This window comes from Curvibacter sp. GW821-FHT01G03, assembly GCF_059422285.1.
In genome coordinates, this window is the sequence record NZ_JBWKWP010000005.1 from 141491 (window position 1) to 161986 (window position 20496).

Annotated in this window: 14 protein-coding genes; 8 read left to right on the forward strand and 6 right to left on the reverse strand. The window is 62.9% G+C overall.

Going from position 1 to position 20496, the window contains the following annotated elements:
• Positions 1-20 precede the first annotated feature (20 nt).
• From AC07VS_RS08480 to pilV, 6 genes are read right to left on the reverse strand one after another with little or no spacing between them, the layout of a single operon-like run.
• Positions 21-656 (reverse strand): GspH/FimT family pseudopilin, encoded by a 636-nt coding sequence (locus tag AC07VS_RS08480; RefSeq protein ID WP_494750709.1) that lies wholly within the window; start codon positions 654-656, stop codon positions 21-23.
• Entirely contained in the window at positions 653-1150 is a 498-nt protein-coding gene (locus AC07VS_RS08485; protein WP_494750710.1) for a type IV pilin protein, read from the reverse strand. The genes AC07VS_RS08480 and AC07VS_RS08485 overlap by 4 nt, the downstream gene beginning before the upstream one ends.
• Entirely contained in the window at positions 1147-5649 is a 4503-nt protein-coding gene (locus tag AC07VS_RS08490; RefSeq protein WP_494750711.1) for a pilus assembly protein, read from the reverse strand. Before AC07VS_RS08490 ends, AC07VS_RS08485 begins: the two co-directional genes overlap by 4 nt.
• Before the next feature lie 12 nt (positions 5650-5661).
• Positions 5662-6315: a pilus assembly PilX family protein gene (locus AC07VS_RS08495; RefSeq protein ID WP_494750712.1), complete on the reverse strand. Its 654-nt coding sequence runs from the start codon at positions 6313-6315 to the stop codon at positions 5662-5664.
• A complete protein-coding gene (locus AC07VS_RS08500) occupies positions 6299-7270 on the reverse strand; it encodes a PilW family protein (protein ID WP_494750713.1) in 972 nt (323 codons plus the stop codon). The genes AC07VS_RS08495 and AC07VS_RS08500 overlap by 17 nt, the downstream gene beginning before the upstream one ends.
• A gap of 44 nt (positions 7271-7314) precedes the next feature.
• On the reverse strand, positions 7315-7950 hold the full coding sequence (gene pilV / locus AC07VS_RS08505) for a type IV pilus modification protein PilV (RefSeq protein WP_494750714.1): 636 nt from the start codon (positions 7948-7950) through the stop codon (positions 7315-7317).
• 255 nt (positions 7951-8205) lie between these two features.
• Here pilV and dnaE point away from each other — a divergent pair, with 255 nt between their 5' ends.
• The 8 genes from dnaE to AC07VS_RS08545 all read left to right on the forward strand — a co-directional run bounded on the left by dnaE (position 8206) and on the right by AC07VS_RS08545 (position 20468).
• Positions 8206-11718 (forward strand): DNA polymerase III subunit alpha, encoded by a 3513-nt coding sequence (gene dnaE / locus AC07VS_RS08510; protein ID WP_492349075.1) that lies wholly within the window; start codon positions 8206-8208, stop codon positions 11716-11718.
• Positions 11719-11851: 133 nt separating this feature from the next.
• The gene (gene clpS / locus AC07VS_RS08515; RefSeq protein ID WP_494656179.1) at positions 11852-12220 is read left to right on the forward strand and encodes an ATP-dependent Clp protease adapter ClpS; all 369 of its coding nucleotides are present in this window, start codon (positions 11852-11854) and stop codon (positions 12218-12220) included.
• A 57-nt stretch (positions 12221-12277) separates the two neighbouring features.
• A complete protein-coding gene (gene clpA, locus AC07VS_RS08520; protein WP_492349074.1) occupies positions 12278-14614 on the forward strand; it encodes an ATP-dependent Clp protease ATP-binding subunit ClpA in 2337 nt (778 codons plus the stop codon).
• Between the two features lie 172 nt (positions 14615-14786).
• Positions 14787-15014: a hypothetical protein gene (locus tag AC07VS_RS08525; RefSeq protein ID WP_494750715.1), complete on the forward strand. Its 228-nt coding sequence runs from the start codon at positions 14787-14789 to the stop codon at positions 15012-15014.
• Positions 15011-15217, forward strand: coding sequence for a hypothetical protein (locus AC07VS_RS08530; RefSeq protein ID WP_492349072.1), 207 nt, complete (start codon positions 15011-15013; stop codon positions 15215-15217). The genes AC07VS_RS08525 and AC07VS_RS08530 overlap by 4 nt, the downstream gene beginning before the upstream one ends.
• Before the next feature lie 276 nt (positions 15218-15493).
• Positions 15494-17710 (forward strand): hypothetical protein, encoded by a 2217-nt coding sequence (locus AC07VS_RS08535; protein ID WP_494750716.1) that lies wholly within the window; start codon positions 15494-15496, stop codon positions 17708-17710.
• 37 nt (positions 17711-17747) lie between these two features.
• Positions 17748-19190, forward strand: a complete 1443-nt coding sequence (sbcB, locus tag AC07VS_RS08540) for an exodeoxyribonuclease I (protein WP_494750717.1) — start codon at positions 17748-17750, stop codon at positions 19188-19190.
• A 36-nt stretch (positions 19191-19226) separates the two neighbouring features.
• Positions 19227-20468 (forward strand): cystathionine gamma-synthase family protein, encoded by a 1242-nt coding sequence (locus tag AC07VS_RS08545; RefSeq protein ID WP_494750718.1) that lies wholly within the window; start codon positions 19227-19229, stop codon positions 20466-20468.
• The last annotated feature ends 28 nt before the right edge of the window (positions 20469-20496 follow it).

The following is a 20496-nucleotide window of genomic DNA, read 5'->3' on the forward strand; positions in this document are numbered from 1 at the left end:
GGGGCCGAACCAGCCCGCACTCATTGTGTGGACGTGGTGCTGCAGTTGCTGTCGCTGGACGAGACCGGCTTGCACACCCGGGCCCGGCCCGTTCGGGCCAGCACCATGATGCGGGTCTCGCTGGGTTGTTGACCCGTGCTCACGTCGTTGCGTTGCAGGCGCATCGTCATGGCCTGAAAACCGCTGTTGTCGGAGGTCTTGGAGTAGCCCGAACCATCAAAGCGGATCAAGCCCACGGCTGTGCCTGACGAGTCGCTGGAGGTGATGTTGAGGTAGCTGGCCTGGGCCGGAACGCTTTGCACCAGCAGGTCCTGGCCATCGGTATAAGTGGAGGAGGTGGTCGCCGTCGAGGTGGCGTCGTACGTCCCGGTGGCGGTGCTGTAGCCGGGGCGTGACACAAACACCTTCCAGCCCGTGGTCCAGTTGGTACCCGTGTTGGGCACAACAAAGGCAGTCTGATTGCGCTTCATGGCTTCACCGCGGGCCGTGTTGATCGAGGCCAGCAGGCTGTTGGCTGCCGACGTCAGCTGCGAATTGCGTTGGAAGGTCACAAAGTTGGGGATGGCCACCATCGCCAGCACCACGACAATGGCCATGACCACGATCAGTTCGATCAGCGTGAAGCCCCGGGCAGCCGGGCGCGGCAGCATTTTCATGGCCAGCACAACTTGGGGTTGCTGGAGGATGCTGTGCCGGTGCAGGTCTTGGTGCCGGTGCTGGTGGCCTGCAAGACGTTCACGGCCAGGTCTGTGAACTGAGGCGTGGCGGTGACCTGAACACAATCTGTCATGGGGGTGGTGCCGCAGGCGCCAGCAGCCAGCAGGTAGGCCGAATTGGCTGGGGAGTCGCCAGAGTAATACTTGAACGGGAATGGGTTCGCACTGCCAAAGCTCGGAGTGACCCCGCAACTGCTGCCGGCGGTGGGTGTTCCGCTGGGCACGGTGAATGCCAGATAGCAGTTGCGCTGGGTCAAGTAGCGCTCCTGCTGCAGCAGCATCTCGACGACCGCTGTTCGGCCCTGGGCCCGCTTGGCCTTGAGTACCGAGTCTTGGTAAGCCCCAAGGCCCACCTTGGCCAGGATGGCCACGATGGCCACGGTGATCATCAGTTCGATCAGGGTGAAGCCCCCGGAGCGTGGTTCGAATTTCATGGTGCTTTCTTCAAATCCCAGTAGTTGTTGATCTGGCGCCAGCTCAAACGCCCCACGTAATCGACGACGGTGACGGAGGTCCCGGCCACAGCCGACCCCGTGGAGCCACTTTGCAGGCTGGTCTTGACGGTGGTCCGTGTGCGCTTCCCTGTGCTGTCGCTATTACCGATCTGGATGGCCGAGTCCAGGTCCACGTACAAGCTGGCGCCCAGCAAGCCCACTGTCGAGGGGGTGTAGGTGCCGTTGCCCGTTGCGATGGTCACCACATACTGGTTGCCACTACCCGGCGTGGCCGTGCACGAGCCGGTGCCCCCTGCCGCGCCCGGGATGATGGTGTTGAACGTGACCTGTGGGCTCAGGTCCAGGAAGTTGCTGATCATCTTCTCGCCCGTGACCGGCAGATCGAAATACCAGCCCGATTTCAGGGGCAGGGTGACGGTCGAACCGGTGCTGATGTCAGAGTAGGTGGCCGTGTCCGTCATGGGGCGGCCCCACACAAAGGCCGACACCGTGATGGTCTTGGCACTCGTGTCCACCGAGCCCTGTTGAAGCCGGCTGCGACCGGTGATCACACTGGGGGTGCTGCTGCTGAGCGTGGCGCTGTCGGACTGATTGAGCGTGGTCTTGCCATCGTCGTAAATGGCGTAGATGGAGTTCTGTGCGGTCGATGTCTTGTCGCTCGACTCTAGGAATTTGCCGGTGCCGAAGATCACGTAGAAGGTCTGCAGCCCCCCCACCACCGGGCCAGTGACCACTTTCGGGGCCGAGAAGATGGGCTGGTTGTTGGTGTTGGCTGTGGCGTCCTTGGCGATGTACATCGGGTAGGCCGTCGGGGAGGCCGGGTCGCCACTCTTGGAGAAGAAGGACAGGTTGTTGGCGTTCCAGTTGGCGAGCACTGTGGGATCGAAAGCCGCGCGCGTCGTGCTGACGGCGCGTGGCGTGAAGTCAAACTTCCAGAGCTTGCCGTGCAAATCACCTACAAAAATGCGGTTGGCCGCACCGGCAGAGTCGTACAGTGCCGTGAAATTGGTCACCCCGGGGGCCTTGCTGGCCGCCAGGGTCGTGTCCAGCGGCAGAGACACCTTGTAGTAGTTGGTGCCTAAAGTCCAGGCGTCACCCGCAGCCTTGTCCAGGGCCAGGAAGAACAGTGCAGGATTGCCCGTGGTGCTGAAGTTGCCATTGGCATCGGTCACGTAGTTGTTGACGCCGCTGGCCACCACGGCAAACCAGCGGTAGGTGGTGGACGTCGCTCCAGGTGCGCTGGTGGCCAGCTTGAGGATCTGGGGCTGGCCCACCACGTAACCCAGGTCGTTGTCGTCAGCGTCCGTGAATTCCCACATGACCTTGGAGGTCGAAAATGCCGTCGGGTCGGTCACGTCCAGGGCGAACACGCCTTGACCACCGGGGCCGGTGCCGGAGACGAGTACCGACTTCCAGGTGCAGGTGGTGGCGCTCAAGGTATGCGATGGCCCTACGCAGGCTTCACCCACGGCGGGCAGCCCGTCCACATAGCTTTGGTGGTTGTTGGCATAGCTGGTGCCGGTCAGGGCTGAGAGCTTGGTGGACATCCAGCTTGGAATATAGCCAAACAGTTCGGCTCCGGTGCTGGCATTGAAGGCATGCAGCATGCCGTCGTTGGCGCCCACGTAGACTGCCGCTGTGCGGCTCGAATTGTTGCTGTAGAAGGTGCCGTAGCTGTTTTCGGTATAGCCCGTTGCAGGCTTGCCCGAATACACCACGCTGGAGTTGATGATGTCGCCCAGCAGCTTGCTGCGCGTTCGGAAGGTGGTGCCCTCCAGGGAGCGATCGCCACGCAGGTAGTTCAACCGGCTTTGGCCCAGCGAGTCCGTGGCCGCTGTCGGCGAGGCCTTGTTCAGCGCAGCTTGGACTGTGGTGCTGATCGAGGTCCACTGGAAATCAGTCGCCGTGGGGTTGGCCGTGGCCCCCGCCACCCCCATCACGATGTTGCGTGTGGTGGCCGGGTTGGCCCGGTTGGTCAGCATGTCGGCCGCACTCCAATTGGCGTTGGCGCCCAGGGTGATCGTGCTTCCGCTCACGGTCAAAGGCAATGCCAGCACATCGCCTGTCCAGTTGCTGGTATCGAAAGCCCCCTGATAGATCACGCTGCCATTGGTGGCCGTGAGGTACTTGGATTGCAGCGCCACGCCAGCGATGTTGCGTGACGAGTTGGCCGCACGGCTGAAGATGCCATTGAAGGCGCTGAGCACACCGCGCGCGCTGCTTTGAAGGTAATAGGTGCTGGCTTCGCCGGGGGAGGTCAGGTTCTGCCAGACGTTGTTGTTATTGGTGCCGTCCTGCTGCTTGAAGGGGTTGCCCCAGGTGTTGTAGGGGTTGCTGCCCACGTTGGAGGCATCGGTCTCGAAGCCGCCGTACTTGGAGGCCATGAAGAACTGGTTGGCGTAGTGACGTGTGTTGGCGTCGTTCTGGGCGCCGTACTCGTTGACGTCAAAAAGGAAAGTCTTGACGCGCAGGCCAGGGCGTTGCATGGTCATTGCATTGGTCCAGGTACTCCCTCGGATGTCATGGGTGTGCGCCCAGTAGGCTGAGCCCATGATCTGGCTGGTTGTGGTCGAGGATGGAACACTGTAATTGGCTCCGTTGGGGTTGCCAGTGGTCCGGTTTTGAGAAGGAGTCCACCCATCGGCATAGGTTGTGCTCGCATTTTTTTCGAAATTCTGCACGGTGGTACGCCATGCATTGATGTCGATGATGTTGTTTGCCATGTCAACTGAGGGCAACCGATTGCCGTCATGCGTGTTGATGTCGCCAATCACCACGATGTTGCTGCGCACGCAGGAGTAGTCTGCCGTGCTGCTGCGGCTGCCACCATAGGGGTCGCTCCAGGTGGTGAAGACGGGGAAGCCGTCCTTGTAGGTATCGGTGATGTTGCTGATGGCGTCGGCGCTGGGGCTCAGCCCCTGCAGATAGCGCAGCACCTCGTAATGCAACTCGCCCACCGGGTCGTAGATCTTGTAGCGGCCAGCGACCGGACCGGTGCGACCGAACTTGTTGAGGTAATTGACCACACCGCTGATGCCCATGGCATTGCTGTCCGGGTTGGCGACAAAGATGCCGGTGGTCGTGTTCCATTCGACATTGGCATTGCCGGTGCTGGGGGTGTTGTCGTTGCCGGTTTCGTCGAAGGTCTTGTAGCCCACGTATTTCATGGGGGCGCGCAGCACACCGCCGTAGCGACCATTGTTGTAGCTGGCCGTTTGATCCATGAGGTAGCCGAAGGCGGCCAGTCGCAACTGGTCGCTGTATTTCTGGATCACGCCCGTGGGTTTGTAGTTGCCGCTGGGGTAGAGCGTACACAACCCATAATCCCGGACGTCGGCCAGGGCACCGCTGCTCTTGTTGCAGACCTGGACCCGCGAGTAGAAGTAGCCGTCGCTGTTCAGTTGCGAGCCGGTGGCTGCTGGCGGGGTCCAGGTACCCGTGTAGGTCCGTGTGTAGCAATTCTTGGCCACACCAGGGTAGGGGTCCCCAAACACCGTGTTGTTGCACCCAACCCCGTTCTTGACGGGTGCCACAGCCCACTTGCTGCCTGAGCCATACCAGACCTCCAAGACGCCGGTGAAGCTGCAGGTACCGTTCTCCGAGGCGCAGTTCGTCGTGCTGCCGGGCAAACTCTTATTGCTATAGGTCGTGATCGGTCCCATGGCCTGGCTGGCCGCTGGGCTGTTCAGCACATAGCTGCTCGGCCCCGAACCACAGTCCCCTGTGGCCGAGGTGCCGAAATAGATGCGGTTCAGCGTATTGGCCACATAGATGTCGCTGCCATTGGCTGCGGTGATCATGGCCGTAGGCACGGCCCCCCAGTAGGTGCCGGCGCCACCGCCGTCCTTGGTGAGCTGCTTGGCCGGGAAGTTGCTGCTGTTCCACATGCAGATCGGGTCGCCATTGGGGATCAAGGCCCGCTGCAGAATGGTCAGACCGTCTTGGTCGATGTAACGATCGCCGCCTGACAGGGCCAGGCGCAGCATGTCGATGGCCGAACTGCTGGCCCAGTTCAGAAAGTTGCCGCTGAAGGCGTTGCTGCATTTGCGATTGGTCGCTGGGCCGCTGCGGTCAAATCGCTTGTAATCACTGGCACTGAGTCCGGTGGCCGGCGTTTCGCTGGGGCTGTCGTTGTAGGTGTAGCACGACTCGGCGTCGTAGTAACCCAGGTACTCAGTGGCGTTGGAATAGGTGTTGTCGCTGTTGCCGCCCGGGGTGTATTGGGCGCCCACGGTGGGGTACTCCACCGACAGAGCCAAGGCCAGGCTGGGCTTGTCGATGGGCGTGGTGGCATACAGCGGGGTCGATGACAGTGCGATGGCCGGGTAGCTGGGGGCTGTACTCGTGCTGTGTGCCAGCCAGGACAGCCCGAGGCCTGTCAGCAACAAGGCCGCGGCGGCACCTGCAAAGCCGGCACGCTGGCTCAGGCAAAGGCGCCATCGTTGAAGCCGCGTGGTGGTGATCGTGGGAGCGTTCATGGAGAAGCCTGCTCAAAAGCGGTAAATCATTTGGATGACAGCCTGGATGTCCTGACGCGGGCCGAAGCCCATGGCGGTGACGCGGTAGACGTAGCGGGATTCAGTCAGCCCTTTGGTTTGAACCTCGGCCGGGTCCTTGATGGCCTCGATGACGTAACGTGGCGCCTGAGCGGACTTGAGGCCACCGCCTGTGGGGTAGGTCGTACCGCTCCGGTCTGTGAAGGTGCCCCACGCGACGGTCTTGGCATTGCTGCTGGTGTCTGTGAAATCCACGGTCAACCAAGCTGGCTTTCCGGTCACGTTTTCAGCGCAAAGCCCCTGGTTGGTCGAGGAGTTACCACAGCTGATCACAAAGGCATTGGTGTCGGTCGTGGGGGTGAAGGTGCTTCTGCGTGTGCCTGAGATTGCGCTTTTGGTATCGATTTCGAATTCGGCATCCATCAGCGCGGCTTCGGCCGCTTGCCAGGCGATCTGCAAGTCGCGGTCGTTTCGTGCACTTCGTTCGCCCATGGTGGCGATCTGTATGCCACCCACACCCAGCAGCGAGACCACGATCAACAGCACCAGCACGACCATGAGCGAGGCACCTTGCTGTTGACGGGGGCCCTGGGTCCATGGGCGCAACAGGGGACGGTTTGACCTGGTCATTTCAGTTCCCTTGGTCATTGCGCAGATGGATGGTGAAGGTGACAGCCCGGCGCAGGCGCCGGTCGCTAAAAACAGTGGCACTGCCTGTGGTGCCGACGTCCGCGCTGCTGGCGAGCAGGCTGCCAATCGCACCCGAACTGCCGTCACGCGCCACGCCAAAGGGGTAGAAGCTTGCCGAACTGATGTCGTTCGACTGGCTGGGCAGGCTGCGCAGGATCATGCCGATTCGCACGCTGCGCACTTTGCTCCAGTTGTAATAGGTGGCAGAGGGATTGCTGGGAACAGTCAATTGGCTGGCCCGCAAGTACCTGTCCGGCACCGAATCGGATGCGGACGAGGTTGCCGTGTTGTTGGGGCCAATGTTGTCGATACCGTACAGCACCTGAAAATTCTCGACCCCACGCACCAGGGCGGTCTGCGTTACTGTGGTGCTGTTGACGGGGATGGAGCTGCACATCAGGGTAGGCTCACCGTCGCTGTCCGTGTCCACATGGAGGATGCTGATAGCCCGATCGTCACGCCCGGTGGCAACGGTCGTCAGGCCTTGCCCATTGCAGTCGATCATGCTGCCGTCGGCCGTGGCGGCGGTCGAGGAGGTCGTGCTCGGTTGAAAACGGAATACCAGGATATCGCTGCCGTAGCCTGTGGTCCCGGCGGAGCGGGGGGTGCCGCCGTCCCAGGCGTCAGATGTGCTGCGGCTGCTGTTGTCCAGGCCATAGATGGCTGGCGGTGGGTTGCTAACCATCCCGGTGACATTCGTTGGGCGGGCCGTGGTGGCATAGGCCAGGTCTTTGAAACCCGCTTGCACGATCAGGCGCTGCACCAAATCGGAGACGAAACGCCCGTTTTCGCGCAACTGCGAGGCCGCGTCATTGACCGTGAAGCCTTGGCGCGCAATATTGAGCGCGGCCAGCGCCGCCAGCGCGACGATGAAGCTGATCGCCAGGGCGACCATCAATTCGACCAGGGTCACACCCAGGTGGCGTTGGGCTGGTACGGGGGAATGGGTTGCACGCATCAGGTATTCCCGGCGGTGATGGGGATGACGAGAATGGGCCGGGTACTGGCCTGGATCAGAGCTGCTGAGCCCGTGTCGCTGCGGTTGGTGCTGGGTTGTGTCCAGGCCATCTTGATGTAGATCACGCCGTCGGACCCGGAGCCGTTGCAGCCCCATTGAGGTATGCCGTTGCTGTCATAAGGCGTGTTGTCAAAGCAGATTTGAACCTTGGAGCCCGGCAACTCGTTTTCGACACGGCTGAGCCATTCAGTCATCTGAGCGTTGGCAATGTCCGAGAGGGTGTTGCCGCACCCTGTTGAGGCATTGCTCACACTGATGCAATAGCTGGCCGTGGTGGGGGTCAGTGGGCTGGTGAAGGTGCCGACATAGGGGTTGTTGGTGGTCAGTTGTGCTTGGTTTTTGTTCCCCCGCATCATCTCTGCCATCTCGCGGGCCAAGCCAGCCGCTGTGGAGGCCATGCGTGCCTGCCGATTGGCCTGCAGCGAAAACGACTGCATGCCCACCATGCCCAACATGCCGAAGGACAGCACAAAAATGGCCACCAGCACCTCCAGCAATGAGAAGCCACCCTGTGCGCGACCGCTGGCAAGGCGGCGGCAAGGGTGATGCAAGCGGGAGAACATCGGGGCGGACATGAGTTTTGTAACTTGAATGATCAATGGATTACTACCGATACCAAATTTAACATTGCCAGTGAAGATGGTTCAGATCTGGTGAATCTAGGTGATGATTGGTAAATATTGAACGATGAGTGGTTGCTTGTGCCGCTCGTCGGTATCGAGCGGTCAGTGGATCGTTCGCGAGGCTTGGAACCCGTCAGTGCCGGTCTGGTGCAAAGGATTTGTGCTGCCAGGCCCGTGCCCTGGGGCGGCCTTTCCTACAATGGCCGGATGTTTGTTCACCTGCGCCTGCATTCCGAGTTTTCCGTGGTCGACGGAACCACCCGCATCGATGAGGTCGTCAAGCTGGCGGCCAAGGATGCCCAGCCTGCCCTGGCCCTGACGGATTTCAACAACCTGTTCGGCGCGATCAAGCTGTACAAAGAGGCCCGCGGCAAGGGCGTCAAGCCCATCATCGGGGCCGAAATCGTGCTGGAAGGCACGCCGCAGGCCCCTGCCCAGGTGTCGCGCATGCTGCTGCTGGTGCAGAACCGCCAGGGCTACCTGAACCTGTGCGAGTTGCTGGCCCGGGGCTGGACGCGCAATGTGCACAACGCCCAGGCGGTGTGCACCCGGGACTGGCTGGCCGAACTCAATGAGGGCTTGATTGCCTTGTCAGGGGCCCATTCGGGGGCGGTGGGGCAGGCCCTGCTGCGCGGCGATGAAGGCGCGGCGGCCGACCTGGCTTTGCAGATGGCCAGCGTGTTTCCGCACCGTTTCTACATGGAGGTGCAGCGCGCCGGCCGCGCCGAGGACGAGGCCCACGTGGTGGCCGCAGTCAAACTGGCGGCGCGCCTCAAGCTGCCGGTGGTGGCCACCCACCCGGTGCAGTTCACCGGGCCGGACGACTTTGAAGCCCATGAGGCGCGGGTCTGTATTTCAGAGGGTGAAATCCTGGCCAACCCGCGGCGCGTGCGCAAGTTCACGCGTGAGCAGTATTTCAAGAACTCCGAGCAGATGCAGGCCTTGTTTGCCGATCTGCCTTCGGCGCTGCGCAACACGGTCGAGATCGCCCGCCGTTGCAGCCTGTCGCTGGTGTTGGGCAAGCCCCAACTGCCCGACTTCCCCACGCCCAACGGCATGCCGATTGCCGAGTACTTCCGCTTCGCCTCGCACGAGGGGTTGGAAGAGCGTCTGAAACTGCTGTTCCCGAAGGCCGAGGAGCGAGATGCCCAACGCCCACGCTACGTGGAGCGGCTGGAGTTCGAGCTCAACACCATCCTGAAGATGGGGTTCCCGGGTTACTTCCTGATCGTGGGCGACTTCATCCAGTGGGCCAAGACCCACGGTTGCCCGGTGGGCCCGGGCCGGGGTTCGGGGGCCGGCTCGCTGGTGGCCTATGCGTTGAAGATCACCGACCTGGATCCGCTGCAATACAACCTGCTGTTCGAGCGTTTCCTGAACCCTGAGCGGGTGTCGATGCCTGACTTTGACATCGACTTCTGCCAGGGCAACCGCGACCGCGTGATTGATTACGTGAAGGACAAGTACGGCAAGGACGCCGTGAGCCAGATTGCCACCTTTGGCACCATGGCGGCCAAGGCGGCCATCCGCGACGTGGGGCGCGTGATGGACATGAGCTACACCTTTTGCGATGGCATCTCCAAGCTGGTGCCGAACAAGCCGGGCATGTCCTACACCCTGCAGTACCCGCCGAACCCCAAGAAAGAGGGCGACAAGAACAATTACGCCATCGAACTGGAGCCGGTGCTGGCCGAGCGCATCCAGAAAGAAGAAGACGTCAAGACCGTCATCGAGATGGCGCAGAAGCTCGAAGGCATGACCCGCAACATCGGCATGCACGCCGGGGGGGTGTTGATCGCACCCGGCAAGCTGACCGATTTCTGTGCGCTTTACCAGCAGCCGGGCAGCGAGTCGGCCGTGAGCCAGTACGACAAGGATGACGTGGAGGCCATTGGCCTGGTGAAGTTCGACTTCTTGGGCCTGGCCACCTTGACGATCCTGGAAATTGCGCGCGAATTCATCATGAAGCGCCACAAGGGCCAGGAGAACTTCAACTTCGAGACCATCCCGCTCGATGACCTGCCCACCTACCGCCTGTTCCAGGACGGCAAGACCGAGGCGGTGTTCCAGTTTGAAAGCCGCGGCATGCAGGGCATGCTGAAAGACGCCAAGCCTTCGCGCCTGGAAGACCTGATTGCACTCAATGCCCTGTACCGTCCGGGCCCGATGGACCTGATCCCCAGCTTTGTGGCCCGCAAGCACGGTCGCGAAGAGGTCGAGTACCCGCATCCGCTGGTGGAGGCGGTGCTGTCCGAGACCTACGGGATCATGGTGTACCAGGAGCAGGTGATGCAGACCGCCCAGGTGCTGGGCGGCTACTCGCTGGGCGGCGCCGACTTGCTGCGCCGGGCCATGGGCAAGAAAAAGGCCGAGGAGATGGCCGAGCACCGCCTGATCTTCCGCGCCGGTGCGGCCAAGAATGGTCTGGACGAAAAGAAGGCCGACGAAGTCTTCGACTTGATGGAGAAGTTTGCGGGTTACGGCTTCAACAAGTCGCACGCGGCCGCGTACTCCCTGTTGGCCTACCACACGGCCTGGCTCAAGGTGCATTTCACCGCCGAGTTCTTCTGCGCCAACATGACCGTTGAAATGGACGACACCGACAAGCTCAAGGTGTTGTACGAAGACGGCGTGAAGATGGGCATGAGCTTCGAGCCGCCCGATGTGAACCGCGGCCGGTACCGTTTCGAGCCCGTCACCAACACGGTGATCCGTTACGGTCTGGGGGCCGTCAAGGGCACGGGGCAGTCGGCCATCGAGGCGATGGTGGCCGCGCGTGAAGAGGGCGGCCCCTTCAAGAGTCTGTTCGACTTTGCGCTCCGTGTGGACCGCAAGGCCATCAACAAGCGCACGGTCGAGGCCCTGATCAAGGCCGGTGCTTTCGATGCCATCGAACCGAACCGGGCCGCGCTGGTCGCTTCAATCGACCGGGCCTTCGAATTTGCCAATGCCACGGCGGCCAATGCCAACCAGGGCGGCCTGTTCGACATGTTCGGCGACGATGCGCACGGCTCCAGCACGCAGGAGCCTGGGCTGGTCGAAACGCTGCCCTGGGGCATCAAGGAACGGCTCACCTACGAAAAGACGGCGGTGGGCTTTTACCTCTCGGGCCACCTGTTCGATGAGGTGGCCACCGAGGTGCGCCGCTTTGTCAGGCGGCAGATCGATGAACTGGCCGACAGCCGGGATCCCCAGATGGTGGCCGGCATCGTGAGCGACCTGCGCGTCATCAATGGCCAGCGCGGCAAACTGGCGATCTTCAAGCTGGACGACAAGAGCCGCACGATCGAGGCCACCGCCGATGAAGCCTTGATCAATGCCAACAAGAACCTGCTCAAGGACGACGAGATGATCATCGTCAGCGCCAAGTGCCAGCCCGATCGGTTTTCGGGCGGGCTGCGCCTGCAGGTGGTGCAGATCTGGGACCTGGCGTCAGCACGCTGCCGTTTCGGCAAGCATTTGCAGGTGGTGGTCAACGGCCGGGCGCCCGACATTGCCCGGCTGCTGCGCGAACACCCGCCGCGCCTGGAAGAGTCGGAATCCGGCACCCTGGAGCGCGGCATGGACATTCGCCTGCAAGTGCTGCGCGAAAAGGATGGCATGGCCGTTTCGGCCGAGTTGCACCTCGGCGAGGGCGCCCGCTTTTTCCCCAGCGATGCCGCTTTGGCAGGTTGGACAGCGCAGGCCCATGAGGGGCAGGCCCGCATCATTTACGACTGAGCCGGCTGACGAACCCGCAGAGTGGCGGTTGAGGGCGAAATTTTTTCATTTTGTGAAAAATCAGCCCTTGAAATGTCCACTCGTGGGGGCCAATTGCCCTTTGAACCCTCGGGCCCCCAAGACCGTCATTAGAATGAAATTCATGGCAACGAAATCACCTTCCAAACCCGCTGCACCCAAGCTGGCGCCGCCGGAGCATGGCGGCGGCGATTCCGTGGTGCTTGAGCGCTTGACGCAAAAGGTCAAGCCACCACAGATGTACCAGGTGGTCATGTTGAACGACGACTACACCCCGATGGAGTTTGTGGTCCTCGTGATCCAGGAGTTTTTCAACAAGGACCGTGAAAGCGCGACCCAGATCATGCTGAAGATCCATCTCGATGGCAAAGGCGTCTGCGGCGTGTATTCGCGGGACGTGGCCGCCACCAAGGTGGATCAGGTCATGGATGCGGCCAACAAGGCTGGTCATCCGCTGCAATGTGTCAGTGAGCCTGTTGAATAAATGGCTTTCGATCCGATTTAAAGTTCAACCACTTAAAGCAAGGCAAAAGGAATTCACATGATTGCCCAGGAATTGGAAGTCAGTCTGCACATGGCCTTTGTTGAGGCCCGCCAGCAGCGCCACGAGTTCATCACCGTGGAGCACCTGCTGCTCGCCTTGCTCGACAACCCCAGCGCCGCCGAGGTACTGCGGGCCTGCTCAGCCAACATCGACGATCTGCGCAAGTCCTTGACCAACTTCATCAAGGACAACACCCCTCAGGTGGCCGGCACCGATGAGGTGGATACCCAGCCCACACTGGGTTTCCAGCGCGTCATCCAGCGCGCCATCATGCACGTGCAGTCCACCGGCAACGGCAAGAAGGAAGTGACCGGCGCCAACGTGCTGGTCGCGATCTTCGGTGAGAAGGATTCGCACGCGGTCTACTACCTGCACCAGCAGGGCGTGACCCGTCTGGACGTGGTGAACTTCATCGCCCACGGCATCAAGAAGGGCGAGCCGCCGGAACCCGTCAAGGGCAATGACCAGCCGCAAGCCGAGCAGGAAGAGGGCGGTGAGCGCAACGAGAAGGCATCGCCGCTCGAACAGTTCACGCAGAACCTCAACCAACTGGCCAAGGACGGCAAGATCGACCCACTGATCGGTCGCGAGTACGAGGTCGAGCGCGTGATCCAGATCCTGTGCCGCCGCCGCAAGAACAACCCGCTGCTGGTGGGCGAAGCCGGCGTGGGCAAGACGGCCATCGCCGAAGGCCTGGCCTGGCGCATCACCCAGGGTGACGTGCCCGAGATCCTGGCCGAGGCCATTGTTTACTCGCTGGACATGGGCGCCTTGCTGGCCGGCACCAAGTACCGTGGCGACTTCGAGCAACGCCTCAAGGGGGTGCTCAAGACGCTCAAGGAAAAGCCCAACGCCATCCTGTTCATTGACGAAATCCACACCCTGATCGGTGCGGGTGCTGCCTCGGGCGGCACACTGGATGCCTCCAACCTGCTCAAGCCGGCGCTGTCCAGCGGTCAGCTCAAGTGCATTGGGGCCACCACCTTCACCGAATACCGTGGCATCTTCGAAAAAGACGCGGCCCTGTCGCGTCGTTTCCAGAAGGTTGACGTGGTCGAGCCCACCGTGGACCAGACCATCGAGATCCTCAAGGGCCTGAAGTCGCGCTTTGAAGAGCACCACAGCGTCAAGTATGCTGCGGCCGCGCTGCAAGCCGCCGCTGAACTGAGCGCCAAGTACATCAACGACCGTCATCTGCCCGACAAGGCCATCGACGTGATCGACGAAGCCGGTGCTGCCCAGCGCATCCTGGCCCCGTCCAAGCGCAAGAAGACCATCGGCAAGACCGAAGTTGAAGAAATCGTGGCCAAGATCGCCCGCATTCCGCCGGCCAATGTCTCCAACGACGACCGCGGCAAGCTGCAGACCCTGGAGCGCGACCTCAAGAGCGTGGTGTTCGGTCAGGACAAGGCCCTCGAAGTGTTGGCCTCGTCGGTCAAGATGGCTCGGTCGGGCCTGGGCAAGGGCGACAAGCCGATTGGGGCCTTCCTGTTCAGTGGCCCCACCGGTGTCGGCAAGACCGAGGCCGCCAAGCAACTGGCCTACATCATGGGCATCGACCTGATCCGCTTCGACATGTCGGAGTACATGGAGCGCCACGCCGTGAGCCGCCTGATCGGTGCGCCCCCGGGCTATGTGGGTTTTGACCAGGGCGGTCTGCTGACCGAAGCCATCACCAAGAAGCCGCACGCGGTGCTGCTGCTCGACGAAATCGAAAAGGCGCACCCGGACATCTTCAACGTGCTGTTGCAGGTGATGGACCACGGCACCTTGACCGACAACAACGGGCGCAAGGCCGATTTCCGCAACGTGATCCTGATCATGACCACGAACGCGGGCGCCGAGACCATGAACAAGGCGACCATCGGCTTCACCAACCCGCGTGAGGCGGGCGACGAGATGGCCGACATCAAACGCCTGTTCACGCCTGAGTTCCGCAACCGCCTGGATGCCATCGTGGGCTTCAAGGCCCTGGACGAACAGGTCATCCTGCGCGTGGTCGACAAGTTCTTGCTGCAGTTGGAGACCCAACTGGCCGAGAAGAAGGTGGAAGTCACCTTCACCGACAAGCTGCGCAAGTACTTGGCCAAGAAGGGCTTCGATCCGCTGATGGGCGCGCGTCCGATGCAGCGCCTGATTCAGGACACCATCCGCCGCGCTTTGGCCGACGAACTGCTGTTCGGACGCCTGACCGACGGTGGCCGCCTGACGGTCGACCTCGACGACAACGCCGAAAAGCCGGATGTGGTGCTGGACATCCAGCCCCTGCCCAAGAAGGAGCGCGCCCCCAAGGCCGAACCCACGGAGCCGGAAGAGGCCGCCGCTGCAGATTGAGCTGCGCCAGCCACCAGAGGCTGACCTCAACAAGGCTGACCCAGGAGCGATCTGGGTCAGCTTTTTTGTTTTCTGCGGGTACAGAATGAACAGTTGGCGTTGATTTTGGCGAATCGGCCTGTGAGCATCAAACCACTTTGCTGCTAACAGTCCCTTTCACCAAGGAATCGCGATGTCATCTCGCCCCCTGTCTTTGAGTTCCGAAGCCGGCCCGGCCAGCCCACGGCGGCGCTACGTCCAGTGGGCCGACACGATTCGCCTGCTGGCCGGCGTGGGCGTGATCGGCTCCAGTGCGGTGGGGCTGCTGGCCTATGGCGGGCTGCAATTGCCCGCAGGCTCGGATGCGATCGGGGCTGTGGTGCTGATGGTGGTGGCCCTGGTGTTCGTGGTGCGTCGATGAGTGCGCCTGACGGCAATCCGATCGACATTTTGTGCATCGTCATGGCCTTGCTGGCCACCCTGGTCCGTCTTTTGCGAATGCTCGCCTCCCCCATGGATCGCGAGCACAGCCTTGACGTGGCGCGGCTGATCAGCTGTACCTCGTGCCCGGCCACGTTGGAAAAATCCCCATCGACCCCATCGACCCCATCGGCCAACAGTTGAGACGGCCATCCCAGGAGATGTATCACTGCGTAAGGGCTGAAATCTGTCAGATCGAGACGCTTCACGAACTCCTTGAATGACAAGCACTTGCCGGGACTCGGTGCTCGTTGGCGCCAGGCTCTGTAGCGGCAGCCTACGCTTTGACACACCTCTGCCGGTGCCACGCCCCCCCGACTCCTAGACTGCCCGGCTTTCAGGCCAGGGCCTGGATGTTCGGGGTGCCTTGCTCATGCGGTGCCAAGGTGCCTCTTGTGGGCGATGACGGCTGGGCGGTTCATGCATTGGTTTTCTTCTCTCCTGGCGGCGTTGCGTCGCATTGTGTCGTTGGGCCACACGGTGGGCTGGGCCGGCTTGGCCCTGGGCTTGCTGTGCTGTCAGCCTGCGCTGGCTTGGGCGGGGGCCGCGGGGGTCTCTTACCAGCTCTACCTGGACAGTGACGGTCAGCCAACGGGGGGCTGCACGGAGGCTGCTGCTGGCGCAGGAGGCGGTTCCTCGGGTTTTGAGTTCCGTCTGCAGGTGGCGCTGGATGCGCAGGGCGAGCCCCTGCCAGCGCGTTGGAGCGTCTGCCAGGCCGGCGCCTTTGTCGAAGTGACGCCGTCGCCGCCCATTGATGTGCTGGCCAGCAGCACCCTGTCAGGCCCTGGCGGGCTGGAGGATGTGCTGGACCTGGCCGTGCCCTGGGCTTTGCTGGGTGACGCCACGGCGGTGAGGGTGCGGGTCAGCGCCGGGGCCGATGTGCTCGACTCGGGGACGGGCGGTGGTACCGGGGCCATCTGGCTGCTGCGGTCCGAGGCCAACAGTGGGCCGGCCCCTGGCTCCGGGTCGGTGCAGGCCGTTCCGGCGCTGCAGCCTGTTCTGCAAGGGGTTTTGATGTTGGGCGTGGCGCTGGTGGCCGCGTGGGCTTGGCGGCGTAGTGGCCCAGCGGTTCTGGCTGTGGGGGGGCTGTGCCTGTTGCTGGCGGCGACGCCTTGGCAGGCCCCGGCCTGGGCCGACCAACCCCTTGAACTGCCCGCGGTCGGTGTGGATGCGGCTGGCGATGTGCCCGCTGGCAGCCCTGATTTGCTGAGCTTGCAGGCCCAGACCCGCCAAGACACGCTGTACCTGCGCTTGCGCTCCAGGGGCAACAACCATGCGCCGACCTGGCAGCCGGCAACCGCCCCTGTGCAATACGGGGTCGCTGGGCAGACCACCGAGCTGAAGCTGCAAGCCCTCGACCCTGACGGCGAGGCCTTGCGCTGGCAATGGCTGGGGCCGGTGCCAGCAGGGCTGAGCCTGGAGCCCGACGCACAGACCGTCTCGGGGGTCTCGGGCGCCACCGTGACCGCCCGCTTCGATCAGCCCGGCCGCTACAGTGCCCAATTGCTGGTGTTGGACGCCGCTGGCGCAAAGGCGCTGGCCGTGCTGGCCTGGGAGGTGGCCCCGGCACCGCTTCAGCCCGACCCCGACGCGGGCCACTGTGGCGTTCTGGGCGGCGGTGGTCTGAGCACCGGCGGGGTGGACCAGGCCAGTGTGTCCTACGTCACGGCCATCGACTACATCACGCTCAAGCAGCACCTGGATCGTCTGGAGCCCTACATCCATGTGCCTGCCGGCGTGACCATCGACATCCCCAACCGCAAGTATGCGGTGGTGCTGCACCGAGGGCAGACCTTGTTTGGCGATCGCGGCCAAGACGGGCAGCCCGGGGCCTTGCTGCGCGTGGCCTACGAAGACGAGCAGCCGCACGAGTGGGCCGTGTTCAGCCTGGACACAGGTTCCCGCATCAGTGGCCTGCGCATCGAGGGGCCCTACCAGGCGGCCAACACCGCCAACAACACCATCGGCCTGCAACTGGCGGTGGACGCCCTGGACATCGAAGTCGACAACTCAGAAATCTACGGCTGGCCCTGGGCTGCGGTGTCGGTCAAGGCCTCGCGCCAGGCCCGCATCCATCACAACCACATCCACCACAACATCAAATCCGGCCTGGGCTACGGTGTGGTGGTGCAAAACGGCCGCACCTCGGCGGACATCGCCTGCAATGTGTTTCATTTCAACCGCCATGCCGTCGCGGGCTCGGGGCAGAGTGGCGAGCGCTATGAAGTGCACCACAACCTGGTGCGGCCCGGCGGCGGGCGCGATGCCTACCATCAGGTCGACATGCACGCCTACCCCAACACGACCCAGGCCGGGGCTTTCCTCGATATCCATGACAACTGGTTTGACTATGGGCAGTACGGGACCATGAGCCGGGTGGTGATCGGCATCCGCGGCATCCCGACCGATGGGCCACCGGTGATCTATGGCAACGTCTTCAACCAGCCCTACCACGTCAGCTCGACCCAGGACAGCATTTCGCTGACCCTGAACCCCACGCCCACCGAGGCCGATCTGGTGCGTGACAACCGCTTCAAGGTGGCGTTCTCGTACCGCCGTGAGGGCGACAAGTGTGTGCTGGGTTGGCTGGGCCAGCGGCAGACCGTGTCTTGCAGCAGTGTCGACCTGGCCCATTGAGCCTGACGGCCCTGCGCAGCAAGGATAATGGGCGCCCATGTCGCACACCTTCCTCTGGCACGATTACGAAACCTTTGGCGCCAACACCCGGCGCGATCGCCCGGCCCAGTTTGCGGCCATCCGCACCGATGCCGAGCTCAATGAGATCGGTGCGCCGCTGATGCTGTATTGCCAGCCCGCGCCCGACTACCTGCCCGACCCGCAGTCTTGCCTGATCACGGGCATCACCCCTCAGTTGTGCCTCGAAAAAGGCCTGCCTGAGCACCAGTTCGCGGCGCAGATCGAGGCCGCCTTCTCAGAGCCAGGGACGGTCGGCGTGGGGTACAACACCATCCGTTTTGACGATGAGATCACGCGCTTCATGTTCTGGCGCAACCTGATCGACCCCTATGCGCGCGAATGGCAGAACGGCTGTGGCCGCTGGGACCTGCTCGATGTGGTGCGCATGGCCTATGCGCTGCGCCCCGAGGGCATCGTCTGGCCCACCAAGGAAGACGGCAGCCAGAGCTTCAAACTGGAGCACCTGAGCGCCGCCAATGGCCTGCAGCACGAGGCTGCCCACGATGCCTTGTCCGACGTGCGTGCCACCATCGCGCTGGCCCGGCTGATCCGCGACAAGCAGCCGCGTCTGTTCGACTTCTGCTTCAGCCTGCACAAGAAAGACCGTGTAGCCGCTGAGCTGGGCTTGCCCACCTCGCCGCAAAACGCCAAGCCTTTTTTGCACGTTTCGGGCATGTTCCCGGCCGACCGGGGTTGCTTGGCCGTGATGTGGCCCCTGGCCACCCACCCGACCAACAAGAACGAGCTGCTGGCCTGGGACCTGGCGCACGACCCCAGTGAGCTGGCCATGTTGGACGCTGCCACCGCCCGGCAGCGCCTGTTCAGCAAACGCGATGAACTGCCCGAGGGGGTGCATCGCCTGCCCGTCAAATCGGTGCACTTGAACAAGTCGCCCATGGTGGTGGGGCAGCTCAAGACATTGCGTCCCGAGATGGCCCAGCGTTGGGGCATCGACCTGGCCCAAGCGATGTGCCACGCGGAAAAGGCCTTGGCGCTGCCCGACCTCAGCGAACTGTGGAAGAACGTGTTCCACCGGCCTGCGGACGACCAACCCACCGACGTGGACCAGGATTTGTACGGCGGCTTCATCGGCCCGGCCGACCGACGCCGCTTGAACCAGCTGCGCGCCCAGTCGCCCGAAGAGCTGGCCACCAGCCGCACGGGTTTTGATGACCCACGCCTGGGTGAACTGCTGTTCCGCTACCGGGCACGCAATTTTCCGGCCACGCTGTCAGGCGCCGAAGCCCAGCGCTGGGAGCAGTTGCGCACCGCCCGCCTGTTCGAAGGTGAGGGTGGGGCGCGCACCCTGGAGCAATTGTTTGCTGAGATCGATACGCTCTCCGAGACCGCGGATGAGCGCGGCGAAGCCATCCTGGGCGCCTTGTACGATTACGCCGAACACATCGCCCCTGAGTTCTGAGGGCTTCACCGTTTTTCCTGTTTTTTGACCCCTGCCATGACCGATACCCACTCCAACGGCTTCACCACCCAGATCGTCCATGCCGACCGCCGCGGCCACGTGGAGCACGGTGGCGTGCACAAGCCCGTGCACAACTCGGTGCAGTATGGCTTCGACCGTGTCGAAGACCTGATCGCCGTGTTCCAGGGAACTGCCAAGGGCGGTTTCAACTATGCCCGCCAGGGCACGCCCACCACGGCCGCGCTGGAAGCCAAGCTCACCCAGATGGAGCAAGGCCTGGGCAGCATCAGCTTTGCCACCGGCATGGCGGCCATCTGCGGCGTCTTCCTGACGCTGCTCAAGGCGGGTGACCACCTGGTGGCCAGCCGCTTTGTGTTCGGCAACACCAACAGCATTTTCGGCACCCTGGCCGACCTGGGCATCCAGGTCAGCACGGTGGACGCCACCGACGCGGCCCAGGTGGCCGCGGCCATTCAACCCAACACCCGCATGGTGTTTGTCGAGACCATCGCCAACCCAGGCACCCAGGTGGCCGATCTGGCCGGCATCGGCCAACTGTGCCGCGACAAGGGCTTGCTCTACGTGGTCGACAACACGGTGGCCTCGCCCTACCTGTTCAAGGCGCGCAGCGTGGGGGCTGGCCTGGTGATCCACTCGCTGACCAAGAGCATCGGCGGCCACGGCAACGCGCTTGGTGGTTCGGTCACCGACACCGGCTTGTTCGATTGGGCGGCCTACCCCAACATCTTCCCGCCCTACCGCAAGGGCGATGCCAAGGGCTGGGGCCTGCAGCAGATCCGCAAGAAGGGCTTGCGCGACATGGGGGGCACGCTGTCTTCGCATGCGGCCAGCCAACTGGCCACCGGTGCCGAGACCTTGGCGCTGCGCATGGACCGCACCAGCGCCACCGCCCTGGCCCTGGCGCAGTGGCTGGAGCAGCACCCTGCGGTCGCTCGTGTGCTCTACCCCGGCCTGCCGTCGCACCCGCAGTACGAGCGCGCGCGTGAGCATTTCAAGGCCGGTTCGTGGCTGCTGTCCTTCGAACTCAAGAACGCTGACGACTGCCTGGGCCTGTGCAACCGCCTGCAGCTGCCCATCAAGGCCACCGGCCTGGCCGACACCCGCACCCTGATCATCCCGGTGGCACACACCATTTTCTGGGAGGCCGGCGCCGAGGTGCGTGCCGGCATGGGCATTGCCGACAGCATGATCCGGCTGTCGGTCGGCCTGGAAGACGCCGAAGACCTGATCGCCGACTTCGCCCAGGCCCTGGGCTGAGGCGACAGCGCCGAGGCTGGCAGGTACC